At 70.0% G+C, this 20795-nt stretch carries 16 protein-coding genes; 11 read left to right on the forward strand and 5 right to left on the reverse strand.

Annotation, left to right across the window (positions count from 1 at the left end; translation table 11 throughout):
- Nucleotides 1–356: 356 nt before the first annotated feature.
- Both ACIPJI_RS22470 and ACIPJI_RS22475 read right to left on the reverse strand, forming a co-directional pair.
- Nucleotides 357–1850, reverse strand: coding sequence for a long-chain fatty acid--CoA ligase (locus tag ACIPJI_RS22470; RefSeq protein WP_402248313.1), 1494 nt, complete (start codon nucleotides 1848–1850; stop codon nucleotides 357–359).
- On the reverse strand, nucleotides 1847–2914 hold the full coding sequence (locus tag ACIPJI_RS22475; protein WP_402248315.1) for a TauD/TfdA family dioxygenase: 1068 nt from the start codon (nucleotides 2912–2914) through the stop codon (nucleotides 1847–1849). Before ACIPJI_RS22475 ends, ACIPJI_RS22470 begins: the two co-directional genes overlap by 4 nt.
- A gap of 168 nt (nucleotides 2915–3082) precedes the next feature.
- Between ACIPJI_RS22475 and ACIPJI_RS22480 the strand changes: the two genes are divergently transcribed.
- The 10 genes from ACIPJI_RS22480 (at nucleotide 3083) to ACIPJI_RS22525 (ending at nucleotide 14781) form a co-directional block, all read left to right on the forward strand.
- Complete coding sequence (locus ACIPJI_RS22480) at nucleotides 3083–4105, forward strand: AraC family transcriptional regulator (RefSeq protein ID WP_402248317.1); 1023 nt, start codon at nucleotides 3083–3085, stop codon at nucleotides 4103–4105.
- A gap of 339 nt (nucleotides 4106–4444) precedes the next feature.
- Entirely contained in the window at nucleotides 4445–5497 is a 1053-nt protein-coding gene (locus tag ACIPJI_RS22485) for a 3-keto-5-aminohexanoate cleavage protein (RefSeq protein WP_402248319.1), read from the forward strand.
- Nucleotides 5498–5622: 125 nt separating this feature from the next.
- A complete protein-coding gene (locus ACIPJI_RS22490) occupies nucleotides 5623–6597 on the forward strand; it encodes a quinone oxidoreductase family protein (RefSeq protein ID WP_402248321.1) in 975 nt (324 codons plus the stop codon).
- A gap of 48 nt (nucleotides 6598–6645) precedes the next feature.
- Nucleotides 6646–7560, forward strand: a complete 915-nt coding sequence (locus ACIPJI_RS22495) for a TauD/TfdA dioxygenase family protein (protein ID WP_402248323.1) — start codon at nucleotides 6646–6648, stop codon at nucleotides 7558–7560.
- A gap of 105 nt (nucleotides 7561–7665) precedes the next feature.
- Nucleotides 7666–8949: an MFS transporter gene (locus ACIPJI_RS22500; RefSeq protein WP_402248324.1), complete on the forward strand. Its 1284-nt coding sequence runs from the start codon at nucleotides 7666–7668 to the stop codon at nucleotides 8947–8949.
- Nucleotides 8946–9554, forward strand: a complete 609-nt coding sequence (locus tag ACIPJI_RS22505) for an RBBP9/YdeN family alpha/beta hydrolase (RefSeq protein WP_402248326.1) — start codon at nucleotides 8946–8948, stop codon at nucleotides 9552–9554. Before ACIPJI_RS22500 ends, ACIPJI_RS22505 begins: the two co-directional genes overlap by 4 nt.
- Before the next feature lie 892 nt (nucleotides 9555–10446).
- Complete coding sequence (locus ACIPJI_RS22510; protein WP_402248327.1) at nucleotides 10447–10854, forward strand: hypothetical protein; 408 nt, start codon at nucleotides 10447–10449, stop codon at nucleotides 10852–10854.
- 211 nt (nucleotides 10855–11065) lie between these two features.
- Nucleotides 11066–11512, forward strand: coding sequence for a hypothetical protein (locus ACIPJI_RS22515; protein ID WP_402248329.1), 447 nt, complete (start codon nucleotides 11066–11068; stop codon nucleotides 11510–11512).
- A 39-nt stretch (nucleotides 11513–11551) separates the two neighbouring features.
- Nucleotides 11552–12889 (forward strand): diacylglycerol kinase family protein, encoded by a 1338-nt coding sequence (locus tag ACIPJI_RS22520; RefSeq protein WP_402248331.1) that lies wholly within the window; start codon nucleotides 11552–11554, stop codon nucleotides 12887–12889.
- Between the two features lie 44 nt (nucleotides 12890–12933).
- Nucleotides 12934–14781: a glycoside hydrolase family 15 protein gene (locus ACIPJI_RS22525; protein WP_402248333.1), complete on the forward strand. Its 1848-nt coding sequence runs from the start codon at nucleotides 12934–12936 to the stop codon at nucleotides 14779–14781.
- 121 nt (nucleotides 14782–14902) lie between these two features.
- Here ACIPJI_RS22525 and ACIPJI_RS22530 read toward each other — a convergent pair whose 3' ends face one another.
- Both ACIPJI_RS22530 and ACIPJI_RS22535 read right to left on the reverse strand, forming a co-directional pair.
- Nucleotides 14903–15631 carry a spermidine synthase gene (locus tag ACIPJI_RS22530; protein WP_356619593.1) on the reverse strand — a complete coding sequence of 243 codons (729 nt, stop codon included), beginning with the start codon at nucleotides 15629–15631 and terminating at the stop codon, nucleotides 14903–14905.
- Nucleotides 15632–15747: 116 nt separating this feature from the next.
- A complete protein-coding gene (locus ACIPJI_RS22535) occupies nucleotides 15748–17433 on the reverse strand; it encodes a ribonuclease J (RefSeq protein WP_402248335.1) in 1686 nt (561 codons plus the stop codon).
- 712 nt (nucleotides 17434–18145) lie between these two features.
- On the opposite strand from ACIPJI_RS22535, the gene ACIPJI_RS22540 reads away from it, so the two are divergent.
- On the forward strand, nucleotides 18146–18706 hold the full coding sequence (locus tag ACIPJI_RS22540; RefSeq protein ID WP_402248337.1) for a hypothetical protein: 561 nt from the start codon (nucleotides 18146–18148) through the stop codon (nucleotides 18704–18706).
- Nucleotides 18707–19255: 549 nt separating this feature from the next.
- Here the strand turns inward: ACIPJI_RS22540 and ACIPJI_RS22545 are convergent.
- Nucleotides 19256–20686, reverse strand: coding sequence for an amino acid permease (locus ACIPJI_RS22545; RefSeq protein ID WP_356619589.1), 1431 nt, complete (start codon nucleotides 20684–20686; stop codon nucleotides 19256–19258).
- Between the last annotated feature and the right edge of the window lie 109 nt (nucleotides 20687–20795).

The raw sequence follows: 20795 nt of genomic DNA on the forward strand, positions 1-20795 counted from the left end.
CCGCCGGTCTGCGAAGCGTGCTGTGGGTGCTGGTCGGCCTCGACGGTGAACACGTCGTCCTGCCGGCTCCCGACGTGTGCCACAGCGCCGCCTGGCCCTCGCCGGGACCGCGTACCGCGCCGTCGCCCTCACGCGCCGCGGGTCGTGGGGGCGTCCGCCGACTGCCCGCGCGTGGCACGGTTGGCGCTGCGCCGTCCGGTCCGGGGACCCGATACCGCGCCGGCCTGATGTCGGCGGTGCACGGCATCGCCCCGGAGCGCGTCGCGCCCGCGGCCATCTTCAGCCGGCTGCTGCCACGGCCGACCAACGTGCCGGGGCACGGCTGGGGAGCCAGTTCGCCGCCGGACGCCGCGTCGTCACCGATCGGTGACCACGATCTCGCGCTTGAGGATCTTGCCGGTGGGGCCCTTGGGAAGCTCGGCCGCGAAGGTGACGATCCGCGGGTACTTGTACGCCGCCAACCGGTCCTTGACGTGTTCGCGAATTTCCTCGGCCGTGGCACGGGCACCGGCCCGGAGTGTGATCACCGCGGCGATCTCCTCGCCGTGAACCGGGTGCGGCACGCCGACGACGGCGGCTTCGGCGACGGCCGGGTGCTCGTACAGCACCTCCTCGACCTCACGTGGGTAGACGTTGTAGCCACCTCGGATGATCAGGTCCTTCTTGCGGTCGACGATGAAGTAGAAGCCGTCCTCGTCGATGCGGGCCAGGTCGCCGCTGTGGAACCACCCGTCGCGGATCGCCTCCGCCGTGGCCTCCGGACGGTTGCGGTAGCCGGTCATCACGTTCTCGCCGCGGATCACGATCTCGCCGACCTCGCCCGGGGGGACCGCGCCGCCGCCCTCGGCGACGAGCTTCATCTCGACTCCGCGGATGGGCTGCCCGATCGAGCCCGCCTTGCGCGGGCGGTCGGGATGATTGAACGCGGCAACCGGCGACGTCTCGGAGAGTCCGTATCCCTCCAGTACCGTGACGCCGAAGCGCCGCTCGAAGCCGTGCAGCACCTCGACCGGAAGCGAAGCGCCGCCGGAGACGGCGAGGCGCAGCCTGTGCGTGTCGAAGCCTTCGGGGAGCTCGGCGTGGAGCAGCGCCGCGTACATCGTCGGCACGCCGAGGAACACGGTGACCCCGTCGCGCGCCATGATCTCCAGGACGCGCCCTGGCTCGAACCGCGGCAGCAGGGTCAGCGTGGCGCCGGCGGCGGCGGCTGTGTTGAGCGCGCAGGTCTGGCCGAAGGCATGGAAGAGGGGCAGGCCGCCGAAGAGCACGTCCTCAGGTCCGACCTGGAGGAGTGTCTCGGCCGTGGTGGCGGTGTTGGTGACCAGGTTCCGGTGGGACAGTTCGGCCCCCTTCGGCGTCCCGGTCGTGCCCGAGGTGTAGAGGATGAGGGCCGGGTCGTCATCGATCCGGTCGACGATTCCGGGCATCGGTTCGTGGGCCCGCAGCACATCGTCGAAGGCCAGGGGCTCAGTGACCAGGCATGGGGTTCCGGTCTCGGCGGCGGCCTTCGCCACCTCGTCCGCGAACAGGGGGTACACCAGCGCGATCCGTGCCCCGCAGTCGCGCAGGGTGAAGGCCACCTCACGGGCCTTCAGGAGCGGATTCATCGGCACGACCACCCCGCCGGCCCGGAGGACGCCGTAGTAGACGACCGGGAACAGCGGCACGTTGGGCATGGTCACCGCGACGCGGTCGCCGGGCCGGACGCCACGGTCGCGCAGGAGGGCGGCTAGTCTGGCGCTCGCGTCGTCCAACTGGGCGTAGGTGAGCATACTGTCGTCGTGGCGCACGGCGATGCCATCGCCCTTGGCCGTGGCGGAGTTCACCAGGAACGTGGCGAGGTTGGTCATGTCGGCAATCTCCTTGGGTTCGTCCCCGCCTGCGAGGCGGTGTTCCGGGGGCGGATCACATCACGCGGGGTGACCCCGCCGCGAGCACCGCCGGTAGAGGGGCGGTGTGGCACGTTCAGCCACAGTCGCAGTAGATGGCGCTTGAGTTCGGGCTGGTCGTGGTCCTCGAACTGCTCTCGCGCGTGCATGATCGTGTGGGTGTTGAGCAACAGCAGATCGCCGACCTGAAGGTCGATGTCGAGCCGGCACTGCGGGGAGCCCGCCACGTCGTCAATGAGGTCGAACAGCTCCAGATCCGCCGGTTCCAGGCGGGGCACCTGGGGGAAGCGCTGGGCGGATTCCAGGTAGCACCGGTTGTAGCGCATGCTCAGTGCTCCCCCCGGCAACCGGGCGGCGAGCGGGGCGGCCGTGTAGGGCGGCTCCTCGGGAGGATGCTCCTGCCGACGGTCGAAGCAGTACGGGCGGTACATCCGCTCGGCCAGATCGGGACAAAGGCTCAGTACCGCGTTGTGGACGGCCGCCGCGCTGACCAGGGACGTGCGCCCTCCGGTACGGGGCGCCCGCAGGCAAAGGAGCGCGAGCAGATCGGCCCCGTCGGTGTGGAAGGGCAGCGCTGCACGGGTCTGGTAGCCGCGTGTTGCCGGATCGGTCAGGCTGCGGCCGGTGTCCCGGACGTGGCCGAGCATGTGCCCGTCCGCGTTCTGCGGGACCGGCCGCCCCAAGTGCTGGCCGAGGCCCCAGAAGACCATGCTCGCGGCCGACTCGCCCAGTTGCTCGACCGGGAGGCCCTTCACGATCGCGAACCCTCGCCCGTGTTCCAGTGTCCCGGCGATGCGCTTGAGTTCACCGGCGAGCGTGGGGAGCGGGAAGTCGGCCGCCGTCAGCTTCAGCAGCGTGAGATCGCGCCCGCGCGCCTCCCACAGGGCGGTGTCGAGCTCGGCGAGGTGGTGGGGCGAGAGCCGCAGGGTCCACTCCTCGCGGTCAGCCAGATCTCCGCCTCGCCACAACGAAGGGCCCGAACAGGGCGTGTGCAGCGCCCCACCTGGGCCTGCCGTACCGGTCATGTGCGCCTCCGTCCCGTCACGCGCTATACCGGCCCGGGCCGTCGCCGAAGGGGGACCGGGCCGGTGAACGTGCGCCATGCTAGGTTGCCCCTACCCGCCTTGCTTGTCCTGGCGTGACATGTGACTTGTCTTCTCGGGACACGACCCGGACAGCCCCTGGAGGGCCACATGAGGCCTCTGGTCCGCACCGCGGCCCTCAGCGGTTATGTCGAGCTGTGCCGCTCGCTCGGCATCGATCCGCAGTCCCTGATGCAGCGCGTGGGCCTGGATACCGCCGCCCTCGCGGTCCAGGACCGGTGGATCTCCGGGGCGGCCGCGGTCCAGGTGCTCGAACTGTCGGCAGCCGCCTCCGGGCACGAGGATTTCGGCGTACTGATGGCCGAGTTCCGGCGCTTCTCCAACCTCGGCCCCGTCAGTCTGGTCGTCCGCGAGGAACCCGACGTACGGAGCGCACTGGGGCTGTTGATCCGTCATCAGCACATGTACAACGAGGTCCTGCACGCCCGGCTGTCCGAAGACGACGGGCTGGCCACGTTGAAGGTCGACCTGCGGCTCGGCGAGACCATGGAGACCCGGCAGGCCACGGAACTGGCCGTCGCCGCCTTCCACCGGATCCTGCGGGGCTTCCTGCACCCACGGTGGCAGCCTCTCTCCGTGTGGTTCAGGCACCCCGGACCGGCGGACGCCGCGACGCACCGACGCGCGTTCGGCCCCACGGTGGAGTTCGGTCGCGAGTTCGACGGCATCGTCTTCTACGCCGACGACCTCGATGCACCCAACGCCACGGCGGACCCGCTGCTGCGGGAGTACGCCCGCCGGTACTTCGAGGCGATCGCGGTCCCCAAGGACACCACCGTCGCGGACCGGGTACGGGAGCTGATCGAGGTCCTGCTGCCGAGCGGACGCTGCTCGATCGAGCAGGTCGCGCGCAGCCTAGGGGTCGACCGGCGCACCGTCCACCGGCATCTGGCCTCCTCGGGCGAGACGTTCTCCTCACTCCTCAACGCCACCCGCATGCACCTCGCCGAGCAGTTCGTCGCGAATCCGCGGCGCACGCTGACGGAGATCTCCGACCTGCTGGGCTTCTCGTCGCTGAGCGCCTTCTCGCGCTGGTTCCGCGAGCAGTTCGGATGCAGCCCGAGGTCGTGGCGCACCGACAGGAGCCGGCAGCAACACCCCGGCCAGGACTGACGCCACAAGCGGCACCGAGGCCGGCCGGGGCGGACCGGCTCACTCGGCGCGTCACTGACCGCTGTCCCCAAATGACAAGTTATCCGTCCCCGAGGGTCAAGCGGGCTCGGGCGCTCCCCCCTACCTTGGCAGCACCGCAGAGACGCGGTCGGCCGCCGGAGGAGAGCCGTGGTACTCCCCCAGTGCACGTCCCCTCCGGACCGGTCGAGCGTACCGGGCCGCCATGCGCCCGCTGTCCCCCGGTGACCCGCATCGATCCTCGCCGACACCTCATGGCCTCGCATCGCACGGGGCGCTGCTCCCGGCGAGTGATCACCGATCGCACGAAGGAGACGGACCGTGCACTTCCACGACGACTCACTTTTCCCGGAGAACCAGGAGAAGCTGGTGATCCAGGCCGCTCCCTACGGGCCGGAGTGGCTACCCGGGGACGCCGACGACCTTCCCCTGACGATGGACGAGCACGTCCAGGCGGCCGTCGACTGCTACAACGCCGGCGCCACCGTGCTCCACATCCACGTACGTGAGCTCGACGGCAAGGGCTCCAAGCGGATGTCCATGTTCAACGAGTTGCTCGGCCGACTGCGGCAAGCCGTGCCGGACATGGTCCTGCAGATCGGCGGCTCGATCTCGTTCGCCCCGGAGGACGAGGGCAGCGAGGCCAAGTGGCTGAGCTACGACACCCGCCACCTCCTGGCCGACCTCACCCCGGCGCCGGACCAGGTGACGATCGCGATCAACACCAGCCAGATGAACATCGTCGAGATCATGACCGACGACGACCTGGAAGGCACCTCGATCGCCAAGCCCGAGTACTACAAGGCGTATCGCGACATGGTCGTCGAGGCGGGTCCCGACTTCTACCTGGAGCACCTCAAGCGCCTGCACGCGAACGGCATCCAGCCGCATTTCCAGCTCGCCACGCTGGCCCAGCTCGAGACCGTGGAGCGGCTCGTCAGGGCCGGAGTCCACGCGGGTCCGCTGGTCCTCAACTACGTGGCCATCGGGGGCGGCTTCGCGGGCCGGCACCCGGCCGACCTGATCGAGTTCGTCCGCCGCACCCCGGACGGCGCCGTCCTCACCATCGAGAGCTCCATGCGTGCTGTGGCACCGATGAACGCGATCGGCATCGCGCTCGGCGTGCACGTGCGCGTGGGCAACGAGGACAACCTGTGGCGGCGCAAGGGCGAGCGCATGACCACCGTCGAGCAGGTCGAGCAGATGGTGAAGATCTCCGAGGCGCTCGGCCGTGACATCGCGACCGGCGCAGAGGCCAAGAAGATCTACAAGCTCGGCGAGTACTACTCGGGCGCCGACGAGACGCTGGCCCGCCTCGGCATGGTGCCGAACCGCCGTCCTGGCCGGCGCGGCTTCATGCTGCGCGACGTCTGATCGCGGCACGGGACCACCGCGCCGCCGCGCCCGCCGCGTATCCGAGCCCCATGAGACCGCCGGGGCCAACCCCCGGCACCGGCGGTCCCCTTTCCTCCTCACCTCACCAACAACGGAGTACGCCCATGGCTCACGCCATCCGCTTCAAGGAGACCGGCGGTCCCGAAGTCCTGCGCCGGGAAGAGGTCGTCGTCGGCGACCCCGGTCCGGGCGAGGTACGGATCCGGCACGAAGCCGTCGGATTGAACTTCGCCGACACCTACTTCCGCAGCGGCCTGTATCCCGCGACGCTGCCCGCCGGACTGGGCGTCGAGGCCGCGGGTGTGGTCGAGGCAGTGGGCGAGCAGGTCACCCACGTCGCCGAGGGCGACCGGGTCACGTACACCGGAAGCCCGCTCGGTGCCTACAGCACGGAACGGGTGATGCCCGCCGACTCCCTGATCCAGCTGCCGGAGGGCATCGGCTTCGAGACCGCGGCTGCGATGACCATGCGCGGACTCACCTCCGCGTACCTGCTACGCAGGATCCATCCGCTGAAGGCCGGCGACACGATCCTGCTGACCGCAGCGGCGGGAGGCGTCGGCCTCATCGTCTGCCAGTGGGCCAAGCTGCTCGGGCTGAACGTCATCGGCACCGTCTCCACCGAGGAGAAGGCCGAGCTCGCCCGCGCCCACGGCTGCGACCACGTCATCCACTACCAGCGCGAGAACGTGGCCGAGCGGGTTCGCGAACTGACCGACGGCGCAGGGGTCCCCGTCGCCTTCGACAGCGTCGGCAGGACCACCTACGCCGCCTCGCTCGCCTCGCTGCGGCGCCGCGGGCTGCTGGTCTGCTTCGGTACGGCTTCCGGCCAGGTCCCACCCATCGACGCCATGCAACTGGCCGTCAACGGCTCCCTGTTCGTCACCCGGCCTGCGCTCGCCGACTACATCACCGAACCGGCGGAACGGGCCGAACTTGCGGGCGAGCTCTTCGACCACGTCGCTTCCGGCCGCATCGCCATCGAGATCAACCAGCGCTACGCGCTCGAGGACGCCGTCGAGGCACACCGCGAGCTGGAAGCGGGACGGACCACGGGATCGTCCGTCTTCGTCCTCTGAGCCCCTGCCGACCCACGCGCACTACCACCCGCTCCAGGAGGAAGCACCATGGACAAGACACTCGCCCCTCGGGAGGGCGCGCCCGCGTCAGTGCGCGCCCACTCCCGAGGCTCGATCGGCGTCGAGCCGCTGACCTGCACCATCGGCGCCGAACTCTCCGGCGTGAACCTCGGCGACGCCTCGCGCGACGATGATCTGTTCGCCGAGATCAGGGCTCTGCTCCTGCAGTACAAGGTCCTGTTCCTGCGCGACCAGGACATCACGCGCGCCGAACACGTGGCCCTGGCCGAGCGCTTCGGCCCGCTGGAGGACCACCCGGTGGCCGGCAGCGACCCCGACCACCCTGGCCTGGTCCGCATCTACAAGAACCTCGACAGCGCGCCGGAACATTACGAAAACGCACTGCACACCGACGGCACCTGGCGTGAGAACCCGTCCATGGGCGCCGTGCTGCGCTGCATCGAGTCGCCCCCGGTCGGCGGCGACACGATCTGGGTCAACATGGTGGAGGCCCACCGCCGGCTGCCGGAACACATCAGGACCCAGATCCGGGACCTGCGGGCCCGGCACAGCATCGAGGCCACCTTCGGCGCCGTCATGCCGCAGAAGGAGCGTCACGCCCTCAAGGCTCGGTTCCCCGACGCGGAGCACCCGGTGGTGCGCACCCACCCCGAGACCGGCGAACAGATCCTCTTCGTCAACGCCTTCACCACACACTTCGTCAACTACCACACGCCCGGGAACGTCCGCTTCGGGCAGGACTACGCCCCCGGCGCGGGCCTGCTGCTGAACTACCTGATCAGCCAGGCCGCAGTCCCCGAGTACCAGGTGCGCTGGCGCTGGACGCCGAACAGCGTCGCCATCTGGGACAACCGCTCCACCCAGCACTACGCCGTCCAGGACTACTGGCCCGCCGTCCGCCGGATGGAGCGCGCCGGGATCGTCGGCGACAGGCCGTTCTGACCCATTCCCTTTCCGCCAAGAGCAGTTGAGGTGATGACAATGGGGTTTCTCACCACTGCGGAACCCGCCCCGGGCAGAACCGGTGCCGGTTCCCCGGAGTGGCCCGTGTCCCGGCGCTACGCCTGGGTCGTCTTTGCACTGAGTTTCGGACTCCTGCTCTCGGACTACATGTCCCGGCAGGTCCTCAACGCCGTCTTCCCGATGCTGAAGGCCGACTGGCTGCTCTCGGACGCCCGACTGGGCTCCCTCAGCGGCATCGTGGCGCTGATGGTCGGTCTGCTCACCTTCCCCCTCTCACTGCTGGCCGACCGATGGGGCAGGGTCAGATCGCTGGTCGTCGCGGCCACGATGTGGAGCCTGGCGACCCTCGGCTGCGCGGTGGCAGCGACCTACGGCCAGATGTTCGTCGGCCGGCTCTTCGTCGGCATCGGTGAGGCCGCGTACGGCAGCGTCGGCATCGCCGTGGTCCTCAGCGTCTTCCCCCGCGCCCTGAGGGCCACGCTCTCCGGGGCCTTCATCGCCGGCGGGGCCTTCGGCTCGGTCCTGGGCATATCCATCGGCGGCGCCGTGGCCCAGGCATACGGCTGGCGTTGGGCGTTCGCCGTGATGGGCGTCTTCGGCCTGGTGCTCGCCGGCATCTACGCAGTCGTCGTCACGGAGAAGCGGCTGGCCTCGCGACAGGATCCGGTCGAGGGTGCGGCCGGCGCCGGCGCGCCCGACCGCCTTCGCGTGCTCCTCCCACGGCTGTTCTCCTCCGTCTCCGTGATCAGCGCCTACATCGGCAGCGGTCTGCAGTTGTTCATCGCGGGGGCCCTGATCGCCTGGCTGCCCAGCTACTTCAACCGCTACTACGACATGCCCACCGCCAAGGCCGGTGCGACCGCGGGCCTCTTCGCCCTGGTGATCGGAATCGGCATGATCGCCGGCGGAATCGCCTCGGACCGGTTCAGCCGGCGCGCCCCGATCCGCAAGTGGACCGTCGCCATCAGCTGCAGCGTCGGCTCTCTCGTCCTGCTGATGACCGCGTTCCGCCTGCCTGCCGGCCCGACGCAGCTGCTGATGCTGGCGCTCGGAGCCCTGCTGTGCGCCGGAACGGCCGGGCCGGGGGCCGCCATGGTGGCGAACCTGACCCCCGCGGCCATCGCAGCGACGGCGTTCGCCACACTCACGCTGGCCCAGAGCCTGCTCGGACTGGCCCCCGGCCCCGCCGTCACCGGCGCGCTCGCGGACCGGCTCGGTCTGCTCGGCGCACTCCAGCTCGTCCCGCTCGTGGCGATCGCGGCCACCGGGGCCCTTCTGATCGGCCGCCACCGGTACGAACGCGATCTTCACCGTCTCACCCGACCCGTCGCCACGACGGAGCCCGAGGAACCGGAGGCGTCCTCATGACAGGAACCTCGAAGCCCACGATCGTGATCGTTCCCGGCATGCGGGACCACGTCGAGGACCACTGGCAGACCATACTTGCCGAGCAGCTCCGTCAAGCCGGCCGCACCGTCCGCATCGTCCCCCCGCCGGCGTGGAACCGTCTCAGCCGTGACGCCCACGTCGCCAACGTGGTCGAGGTGATGGTGCAGATCACAGGGTCGGTCGTCATCGTCGCCCACAGCGCGGGCGTCATGACCACGGTGCAGTGGGCCCAGTGGCACGACGCGGACGTCCGGGGCGCACTGCTGGCCGCGCCCCCGGACTTCGAGACGCCGCTGCCGGACGGCTACCCCACTCCCGACGAGCTGGCGGCGTACGGCTGGACACCGGTGCCCCGGAAGCCGCTGCCCTTCCCCAGCATCGTCGCGGCCAGTTCGAACGATCCCCTGGCGTCCCTGGGGCGTGTCGCCGAACTCGCTCGCAAATGGGGAAGCCGCCTGGTGGAACTCGGCCCCGTCGGACACCTCAACCCCGCCTCGGGACACGGTCCGTGGCACCAGGCCGAGGAGCTCGTCGAGGCACTCGCACACGGCTGGTGCCATGCGGGCCCCCGGCCGGCCTCATAGACCGCCGCGCTCAGACTCCGTACGACAACAGCATTTGCAGAGCCTGGTCCGCACCACCACGCACATACCTGAGACCACTGACAGCAGCCCCCGGCCGCACGGGCCAGGGGGCTGCCGCACGGAACGCTGGACTCACACACCTCCGCGTCCGCCTTCAGGGCGTCGGCCTCGCCCTGGTCGACTGCCAGGCGGCTGCGCAGCTTCGTGGCGGTCCCTTCCCCGACGTAGAGACCAGTGCGTCGGGAGCGGCGGCATTGACTGGACCCGTCCTGCGTCGGCGTCGGTCTCCCCGCGGGATGCGGTGCAAGCGCTCGCGCCAGTTGGCAGGGCCGCGTCGCTCAGCTGCCGCTTACCGGTGGATCGGACGATGTGATTCATGCCGCCCGCGGTTCGGCCACGGACGTGTCCCTCACATCGCCCGGACCGGCGGCGGTTCACTTGATTCCATGACACGCAACAGTCCGCGAGCGTGTCGCAGGGCCACTCTGGACCAGCAGAGGCGGGCTGCCGCCCGGCGCTTCCGGGACAGCCAGGCAGGCATGGTGTGGAGTCGGACGGCCGCGACCGCCGCCTGCTGACCGGGGTGGGAGCCGCCGGGCCCAGGATCGCGACCGGTCCCGGTCCTGGGCGGTCCGTCCGGGCAGCCTTGGGGTCGCTCATCGCGCACGTCTCTTCGCTTCGTTCCACGACAAGTCCTGTGTCGTCACACGTCGTTCCGTCGCAGGACGGCGAACGCCTCCGGTGCCCATCCCACACCCCCGGCGGCACCGGCGGATCACCCGCCGTGGGTGATCCGGGAGCCGGCGGCGCGCGGAACGTTGAGGGGCAGGTCCCCGCGCACCGCCCCGTCGGGTACGCAAGCGACCCGCATCGAATGCGCGAGGAGTACGCAATGACCGAATCACGTGGCCTTGGTCCACGTACCGGAGCGGAAGACACCGGCCCGGAACTCATGGCCGACGGGGCGATCCCCCGTCCTGCGGACGTGCTGGCGCGCCTCGGCCGTTCGTGGACCTGGGTGCTGGGCTCCGCGGTAGCGACGCTGGTGCCGGGCCTCCTGGTACTGGTGTGGCTGGACGGGACCCTGCACGTCCTGGCGGTGGTCGTCGCCGTTCTCGGCATCGTCGCGGGAATCGTGGTGCTCGCCCTGCCCATGGAGTCGGCCCGTGCTCTGATCCGGCTGCTCGGCCTGTGGCTCGTCCTGCTCGGCCTCGCCGAGGCGGCCGTCGCCCTCGGGTGGCGGGCCGCGCTCAGAATGGCACCCCCGACGGGCCCGCACGGCCCTGCCACGACGGACTGAAACCAGAACTGCCGCCGCGCACCCGTACTCCGGGACCCTGATCCCGCCGCAGGGTGCGTCCATCGATGGTTGCCGGGCCCCCGCAGTCTCACCCGCGTCGGGTGAAGCCACCCGCCCAGGCCGCGCCCACGCTGAAGACAGCACCCAACGGGCGAGGGGCCGACCTCCGGACGCTGAACATGTGCCGGACGACGCGAAACGAGGCACCAGCATGACTGCGACACACACACGGCAGGCGGACACGACGAAGCAGGAGATCGCCGGCGGTCTGACGGTGGTCGGGGGCGTTCTGCTCATGATCGTCGGTGTGCTCGACATCTGCCGCGGCATCATGGCGATCGCCGAGGACGACATCTTCGTCACCACACCCAACTACGTCTTCGAGTTCGACCTCACCGGCTGGGGCTGGGTCCACGTCGCTCTGGGCGCAATCGCCATGCTCGTCAGCCTTGGGTTGGTCCGCGCCGCGACGTGGGCCCGCATCACCGGCATCGCCATCGCCGCACTCGTCATCATCGCGAACTTCCTTTCCCTGCCGTACTACCCGATCTGGTCGGTCGTGATGATCGCGATGTCCACCTTCATCGTCTGGGCGCTGTGCGTGGTCCGGCGCGACGAGTCCTTCGACACGCACCGGCGCGCACCTCACGACCGGTGAGTGTTGAGCGGGCCCGCAGAAGTAAGGGCACGGTGGCTCATGAACAACAACCCCCGAGAGGGCAGGCCCAAAACGCCACGGGCGGGCCATCCCGGACAGGCTCGCCTTGCCGTCCTCGCTCTGCTGGGAAGCATCCTGGTGCCGCTCATCACGGCCGGTCTGCGGAGCGTGCTGTGGGTGCTGGTCTGCGTCGCCGGGTTGGCGCTCGCCGCAGTGGGGGTGTGGTGGGCCCTGGCGCACACCGGTGTGGTCCGTGCGCTCGGGGTGGCTCTTTCGGTGGCCGCGCCGGTTGCCGTGCTCGCCCTGTACGCGACGGCCGGCATGCTGTGGGCGGCCTGTTTGTCCCTGGCCTTGTGGGTGCTGGCGGTCGCGACGGCGCGTACCGCTCTGGCACCCGGGCCCAGCAACTTCGAACAGGCGGTTGCCGAGGCGCCCCGGCACCCCTGGATCCTCATGAATCCGCGCTCCGGCGGCGGGAAGGTGGGCCGCTTCGGCGTCGTGGAGAAGGCCCGGGCCGCCGGCTGCCGGGTGTACCTGCTCGACGGGCACCAGGATGTGGCCGAGCTGGCGCGACAGGCCGTCGCCGACGGAGCCGACCTGTTGGCGGTGGCGGGCGGTGACGGCACCCAGGCCCTGGTGGCCGAGGTCGCGGCACGCCACGACCTGCCGTTCGCGGTGGTTCCCGTCGGGACCCGCAACCACTTCGCCCTCGATCTCGGCCTCGACCGCGACGATCCGGCGGCGGCACTGGAGGCCCTGTCCGACGCCGTGGAGCTGCGCGTCGACCTCGGGTACGCCGCAGACCGGGTCTTCGTCAACAACGCCTCCTTCGGAACGTACGCGTCCGTGGTCGCCGACCCCGCGTACCGGAACGCGAAGGCACACACAGTCCTCCAATCCCTCCCCGGCCTCCTCACCGGGGCTGACGCACCCAGGCTGCGGATGAGGGCCGACCGGACCTACGCCGAGGGACTTCAGGCACTGCTCGTCAGCAACAACCTGTACGGGCGTGCCGTCGACGCCGCCCGTCCCGGGCGCAGGGAGCGGCTGGACGCGGGGCGGCTCGGCGTGGTCTGCGTGCGGGTCGACAGCGCGGCTCAGGCGGCGCGCATGGTGCGCGGTCCGCGCGCCGAGGGACTCATCCGGCTGAGCGCCGAGGAAGTTGTCGTAGAAGCCGACACGGCCGCCCTCCCCGTCGGCATCGACGGGGAGCACACCGTGCTGCCTGCACCCGTCGCATGCCACAGCGCACCCCGCGTACTTCGGGTCCGCGTGCCACGGCATCGCCCCGGTACGCCACGGGCGAGCGGAGCGGCGGCCGACTGGCCACGCGTGGCACGCCTGGCGCTGGGCCGCCCTGCCACGGCATCGGATTGACCCGCGGTGGACACGCTCGTGCCCCCGCACCGCGAGGAGAAGCCATGAACGACTACCCACCGATCGCCGACCACGGGCTCGTCGGCGACCTGCAGACCGCAGCACTGATCGCCGCCGACGGCACGGTCGACTGGTGGTGCGCCCCGAGGTTCGACTCTCCCAGCCTGTTCGCCTCCCTGCTCGACAGCGATCGCGGCGGCGACTGCCGGCTGGCCGTCGACGCCGGCGACGAGGTCACCGTCCGCCAGCTGTACATGCCGGACACCGCCGTCTTGGTGACCCGCTACATGGCCCCGGACGGCGTCGGCGAGGTCCTCGACTTCATGGAGCCGGACGCGTCGACGACTCCGTCCGACCGGCACCGCCTGGTGCGGGTGGCGCGCGTGGTGCGGGGCAGCCTGCCGTTTGAGCTGATCTGTCGGCCGCGTTTCGACTACGGCCGCGCCGTGCACTCCCTCGACCGCCTGGACGACGGGTCCGTCGTCTTCCACGGCCCCGGCACGGACCTGCACCTGCAGGCCACCGCCCCGATCGTCCTCCGCCCGGACGGCACCGATGTCACCGCCCGTTTCACCCTGCACGCCGGCGAACGGGCCGGGATCGTCCTCACCACCGAGAGCGGCGACACCGCCGCCCGCAGCGGGCGCCCCGGCGGCCCGCCACTCGACATCGAGGGGATCACCCTCGCCTTCAACGCCTGCCGCATGTTCTGGCTGACCTGGCTGCGCTCCTGTCGCTACCGCGGCCGCTGGCACGAGATGGTCGTACGATCCGCCATCACCCTCAAGCTCCTCACCTACGCCCCCACCGGCGCCCCGATCGCCGCCGCAACGATGGGCCTGCCCGAGCAGATCGGCGGCGAACGCAACTGGGACTACCGCTTCACCTGGGTCCGCGACGCCTCGCTCTCCGTCCGCGCGCTGATCGACCTCGGCTTCACCGACGAGGCCCAGGCCTTCCGCCACTGGCTGCGCGATCGCCTCGACACCGGAGTCACCGCCTCGGGCGAACCGCTCCAGATCATGTATCGCGTCGACGGCGAACCCCACCTGACGGAGGAGGTCCTCGACCACCTGGAGGGATACCGTCGCTCCGCACCGGTCAGGGCCGGAAACGCTGCCGCCGACCAGATCCAGCTCGACATCTACGGCGAGGCCGCCTACGCCCTCGCCCAGGCCGAGGACATCGGCGGCATCCGCGGCTGGAAGGCCTTCGCCGGCCTCCTGGACTGGCTGGTCGACCACTGGGACCGTCCCGACGAGGGCATCTGGGAGACCCGCGGCGGCCGCCAGGACTTTACCTACAGCCGCCTCATGACCTGGGTGGCTTTCGACCGCGGCGTCAAGCTCGCCACCGCCCACTCCCGCCCGGCCGACCTCGCCCGCTGGGTCACCACTCGCGACACCGTCTTCCGCCAGATCGTGGATCGCGGCTGGAGCGACAAGCGCCGTGCCTTCGTCCAGAACTACGACTCGGACGTCCTGGACGCGTCCCTGTTGCTCATGCCCCGCGTAGGGTTCCTCGCCCCGAACGACCCCGACTGGCTGACCACCCTCGACGCAATGGACGAGGAACTCGTCAGCGACAGCCTCGTCTACCGCTACGATCCGGCCGCTTCCCCGGACGGACTCCAAGGCTCCGAGGGCACCTTCAACCTGTGCAGCTTCCTCTACGTGCGGGCCCTCGCCAAGGCCGGCCGCATCGACCAGGCCCGCTACGCCTTCGACAAGATGCTCACCTACGCCAACCACGTCGGTCTCTTCGCCGAGGAAATCGGGCCGTCCGGCGAGCAACTCGGGAACTTCCCCCAGGCATTCACCCACCTTGCCCTCATCGATGCCGCCATGGCGCTCGACGAGGAGCTCGACCGGGCAGAACACCGAGCCCGCTGACGACCGTCCGCACGAGAACGCGAAGTATGCCTGGTCGGACAACGCACGGCGGACCGCGAGGGCCACCGCGGGGACCGGGTTCCCACCTCGGCGGACTGTTCGCGCCACCTGCTCGCGCCGTCTATGGTCCGGCAGGTTCCTTCCGTGCGACGTAGACCGTGTTGGCGGCGGTGCCGTGCTGCAACGGATTGTCGAAATGGACGACATGGGCTTCGGACTCCGCGAACGTGTCCGCCAGCACGGCGCCGAAGCTCTGGTCGGGCGGGTCGTTGGACCACAGAGCGAAGACGCCGCCGGGCCGCAGACGTGCGGCCAGGGCGCGCATTCCGTCGGGCCGGTAGAGCGCCTCGTGACGGGGGTGCAGGACCTGACGGGGCGAATGGTCGATGTCGAGCAGGACGGCGTGGAAGCGGCGGTCCGGGTCTCCCGGGTCGAGGCCACCCCCGTCGCCGACGCCGGCGAAGAAGTCTCCGTGGACCAGCCGGCAGCGGGGATCCGCCACCAGACCGGCCCCCAGTGGTACGAGGCCGCGCTTGTGCCAGCCGATCACTTCGGCGAGCGCGTCGACAACGACCAGCGAGCGTACCCGGGCGTCGTCGAGGGCGGCCCGTGCCGTGTATCCGAGGCCGAGACCGCCGACGGCCACGTCCAGTCCGGTCTCCGGCAGAGCCGCGAGGCCGAGGCGGGCGAGTGCGATCTCGCCCGCTGTGAAGAGGCTGGACATGAGGTACTCGTCGCCGAGCTTCACCTCGTACACGTCGTCACCGGACCGCGGGTCCCGCCGGCGCCGCAGAGAGATGTCGCCCATCGGCGTCGGCTGCCAGTCGAGCTCGGCGAAACGCGCGCTCATCCCTGCTCCAATTCTTCGTTGCCGGCTGCCGGGCCGGGCGGTTCAGTCGGCCCGCAGCAGGGACCGGCCAGGTTGCGGGCGAGTCGCCGCCGCCCGTAACCCGCGCGCGGCGCCGGTCAGGCGTCGATGATCACTGGAATGATGAGGGGCTTGCGGCGGTAGGTGCGGAAGGCCCAGTTGGCGACCGCGCGGGCGATGAGCTGTTCGAGCTGGTGGGCGTCGCCGACGCCTTCCTCCGCCGCCTTGGCCAGGGTCTTCTCGATCACCGGGACAACGGGCTCGAAGGTGGTGTCGTCGTGGACGAACCCACGGGCCAGGAAGTCCGGTGCCTCCGCGAGCGCCCCGGTGTCGGCGTCCACGATCGCGACCACCGTCACCACGCCCTCCTCCGCGAGGGTGACACGGTCCTTGAGCGATGCTTCGGTGGCGCCGCCGACCGTCATGCCGTCCACATAGACGTTGCCCGCGGGCACCTTGCCGGTGATCGAGGCGCGCCCGTCGACCAGATCGACGACGACACCGTCCTCGGCGATCACCACGCGGTCCGGGTCGACCCCGGTGCGAACGGCCAGGTCGCCGTTGGCCCGCAGATGACGCCATTCGCCGTGCACCGGCATGACGTTGCGGGGCTTGACGATGTTGTAGCAGTAGACGAGTTCGCCGGCGCTGGCGTGGCCGGAGACATGAACCTTGGCATTGCCCTTGTGGACGACGTTGGCGCCCCAGCGGGTCAGGCCGTTGATCACCCGGTAGATGGCGTTCTCGTTGCCCGGGATCAGGGAGCTGGCCAGCAGGACCGTGTCCCCCTTCCCGATGCGGATCACATGGTCGCGGTTGGCCATCCGGGACAGCGCGGCCATCGGCTCGCCCTGCGATCCCGTGCACACCAGGGCGATCTGACGCTCCGGCAGTTTTTCGATGTCCTTCATCCCCACGACCAGGCCGGAGGGGACCTTCAGATAACCCAGATCACGGGCGATGCCCATGTTGCGGACCATCGACCGGCCCACGAAGGCGACCTTGCGCCCGTGCTGGTGCGCGGCGTCGAGCACCTGCTGGATGCGGTGCACATGGCTGGCGAAGCTGGAGACGATCACCCGCCGCGGAGCGGTGCGCAGGACCTGCTCGATGGCGGGGTTCAACTCCCGTTCGGACGTGGTGAAACCGGGCACCTCGGCGTTCGTGGAGTCGGTGAGGAAGAGGTCCACGCCCTCCTCACCGAGCCGGGCGAAGGCGCGCAGGTCGGTGATGCGGTCGTCCAGGGGGAACTGGTCCATCTTGAAGTCACCGGTGTGCAGCACCATGCCGGCACCGGTACGGATCGCCACGGCGAGCCCGTCCGGGATGGAGTGGTTGACGGCGACGAACTCGCAGTCGAAGGGGCCGAACCCGCGCCGGTCGCCCTCGCGGACCCGCACCGTGCGCGGCCTGATGCCGTGCTCCTTCAGCTTGGCCTCCAGGAAGGCCAGCGTGAGCTTCGATCCGACGACGGGAATGTCGGACCGCTCGCGCAGCAGGTAGGGCACGCCCCCGATGTGGTCCTCGTGCCCGTGTGTCAGGACGACGGCCACGATGTCGTCCAGGCGGTCGCGGATGGAGGTGAAGTCCGGAAGGATCACGTCCACCCCGGGCTGTGTCTCCTCGGGAAACAGGACGCCGCAGTCGACGATCAGCAGTTTTCCGGCGTGTTCGAACACCGTCATGTTGCGGCCGATCTCGCCCAGTCCACCGAGCGCGACGACTCTCAGTCCTCCTGCCGGCAGCGGAGGAGCAGCTTTCAATTCGGGATGCGGATGACTCATACCCTGACGCTACCGACAGTCCGTGGGAAGTGATCCACTGGGGATGGCACAGAGGCACGGTCCACCGCAATGGACGGCGGGTGCTCCCGACGACCGTCAACGGCCCCTGTGCCAGGCCCCTCGGCGCCGACGGCGGCGGCCACGTGGCCGGAACCACGTCGCCGCTGACTGCGGTGGGAACAAACTGGCGCTGGCTGCCCCGACCGGCCTGCCGTAGGCGCATGGCTCCAGCACGGCCGGCCGGCCCCGGTCTCCGTGGCGGTCGGCCGACCAGCGGCGGGCCCAGCGGGCCGGTACCAAGGTATCCCTCGCGAGGGTGACACCGGAACGGCCGCTGGGGTGATGTTGCCTCGCAACTGGAGCCCCGGACCTCATCGATCTCCCGATTCACCGGTTCGGATCGTTTGAATGGCCGCCCCGACCGACGTCGGCTTCTCTTGAGACAGACCGCAACAGCGTTCGACCGGGAGGTGGCCGATGTACAACATGTGCGCCGAGCACGTAGCGACGGAGACCGGCACCGGTCTCCTGTGGCATGCCGTCGACGGCAACGGCAACACGATGTGCGCGCGGATCTTCAGCGCGGCACCGACACCGGACGGAGCGAGCGACCGTGAGGACTACTGCCGCAGCTGCATGAACGCCGTGGGTGACGCAGTTCGCTCTTCCTCTGTCGGGGATCCACGCAATCCGGTTGCGGGAGGTCACCCCCATGGTCAGTGACACCTCCGAGCAGCTGAACCAGGACGGGCAACCGAACCAGCACGGGCCGCGGCTGATCACCCGATGGCGCGAGTCGGCAGGCCGGAACCTCAGCCCCACGAAGAGATCGCTGCTCGTGACATGGATCGCGTTCGGCGTCACATGGGGAACCGTGCGGACCATCACCCACGGCATCCGCGGCGGCTGGCTGCCCTGGGGGAACATCTCTGCCGGCGGCCAGCACCTGCACCACTACAACATCGGCATCGGCACCCTCGCCGGCGTCGGGATCATCGCCGTGCGCGGTGACGAACGCGCCGTCGGCCACCCCGCCGTCGCGGCCGCCTACGGCGCAGGAACCGCACTCATCGCCGATGAATTCGCCCTGCTTCTCGACCTGCAGGACGTCTACTGGGCCAAGCAAGGACGCCTCAGTGTGGATGTCTCCCTCGGCATCCTCTCCGCGCTCGGCGCATACCTGACCGCCATACCGTTCTGGCACGAGTGCGCCCGGGTGACCCGCCACCACATAGCCTCGGCCGCCAAGCGGAACCTGGCCCCCGCCGGCTGAGTCGCCCCGGGCCGCCACTACGCCCTGGGCGAGTGCGGCCGGGTCAGGGGGACGGCCGAGTTGCCTGTTCGAGGTCCGCCTGTACGAGCCGGTTCCACACGATCAATCGCCCGTTCGATGGCATCCCCCACCGGCTGCCTTCCAGCTCGCGCCCCGCGGCGAGGGAGACCGGTGCGGCCTGGGAACCTCTCAGGCGGGGCGGCGGCGTTGGAGCCGAGGCACGCCTCGGCTCATTGCCCGAACTCAAGCCGGCACGGCCCTGCCCAGTGGCTGGAATCGGTGCCATGCTGAGCGGCAGGTTCCCCCTGATCAGGGGCGATCCCCCGCCGTCCCTCCCGCCCTCCCCGCGGGAGGGCCGACGCCTGCGCTCCCGTCATCGCGGCCCCGTCGCCGTGTGCGTACACCGAGTCCGCATCGGGCCACCGGGATCGCCCGGTATCGCGGCCAGGCGCCGCAGTCCCAAGGCGCAGCTGGTGTCGGTACCGGCCCGGCCGGAAGCAGAGCTTCGGCACCGGCGAACTCGCCCGCGGGGCGGCGCGGCCGGTCAGGTCACGGCTGCTTCGGACCCGCCCCGTTCTCCCTCGCCAGGTTCGAGTTCCGGTACGAGTAGCCGAAGTAGATCACCAGGCCGATCACGAGCCACACCGCGAACCGGAGCCAGGTCTGCCATGCGAGGAACGTGATCAGCCAGAGCGAGAACGCGACACCGATCGCCGGGACGAACGGCATCCCGGGGCAACGGAACTTCCGCGGCAGGTCCGGCTGCCGGTAACGCAGCACGATCACCGCGATGCACACCACGACGAACGCCAGCAGAATGCCGATGTTCGTCAGCTCCGCGGCCTCGCCGATCGGCAGGAATCCGGCGATCAGCGCCGAGCCCACCCCGACGATCCACGTCACCCGCACCGGTACATGCCGCGTCGGATGCGTCTTCGCGAACCAGTGCGGCAGCAGCCCGTCACGGCTCATCGAGAACCACACCCGGGTCACACCCAGCATGAACGTGAACATCACGGTGAGGATGCCGATGATCGCGCCCACCGCGATGAGGTTCGCGAGACCGGGCAGCCCCACCGACTCGAAGGCCGAGGAGAAGCCGCTCTCCGGGTCGATCTCCGAGTAGTTCTGCATGCCCGTCAGCACCAGACAGGCCAGCACGTACAGCACCATCGAGATCGCCAGCGAGTAGATGATCGCCTTCGGCATGTGGCGCTGCGCGTCCTTGGACTCCTCGGCCGCCGTCGACATGGCGTCGTACCCGAACACCGCGAAGAAGACGGTCGCCGCACCCGTGAACGCCCCGCCGACGCCGTACGGGAAGAACGGGTTGTAGTTGGAGGTGTCGATGTGGAAGACGCCGACCACGATGACCAGCAGGACGACCAGGACCTTCAGCACCACGACGACCGTCTCGAACCGGGCCGCGTTCTTGATCCCGAGGGTGAGCAGGTACGCGGTGAACAGGCACAGGACCACCGCGAACAGATCCACCTGGTGCCCCTCCCCTGTGCCCGGCGCGCCCAGCATCCACGCGGGCAGATCCACCCCCAGCGCCCCCAGGAGGAAGCCGAAGTAGCCCGAGATCCCGATGGCGACGACTGCCACGATCGCCGTGTACTCCAGCAACAGGTCCCAGCCGATGAACCACCCCGCCAGCTCGCCGAGCACGGCATAGCCGTAGGTGTAGGCCGACCCCGCCTTCGGGATCAGGCCCGCGAACTCGGCGTACGAGAAGGCCGCGGCCGCGCTCGCCACGCCCGCGATCAGGAACGAGACGAGCACCGCGGGCCCCGCCGTGCCGTTCGCGACGGCGCCGGCGAGGGCGAAGATCCCGGCACCGATGATGCCGCCGACACCGATGGCCGTCAGCTGCCCGAGGCCGAGCGTCCTGGTGAGCTGCTCGCTCGGAGCGCCTTCTTCGATCTGTTCGATGGGCTTACGGCGCAATACGCCCTGGCCCGTCCGGAGCCCTGCCATGAGTTCACCTCTTCGCAGACTGCTGTCGTCCGATGGCGGCTCATGATGGCCCAGGTCGGCCGACGGCGGGAGACGACATGCGGTGACGCTGAGGTGATGGTTACGAGGA

It is taken from the genome of Streptomyces sp. NPDC086835 (genome assembly GCF_044745705.1).
GTDB lineage: Bacteria > Actinomycetota > Actinomycetes > Streptomycetales > Streptomycetaceae > Streptomyces.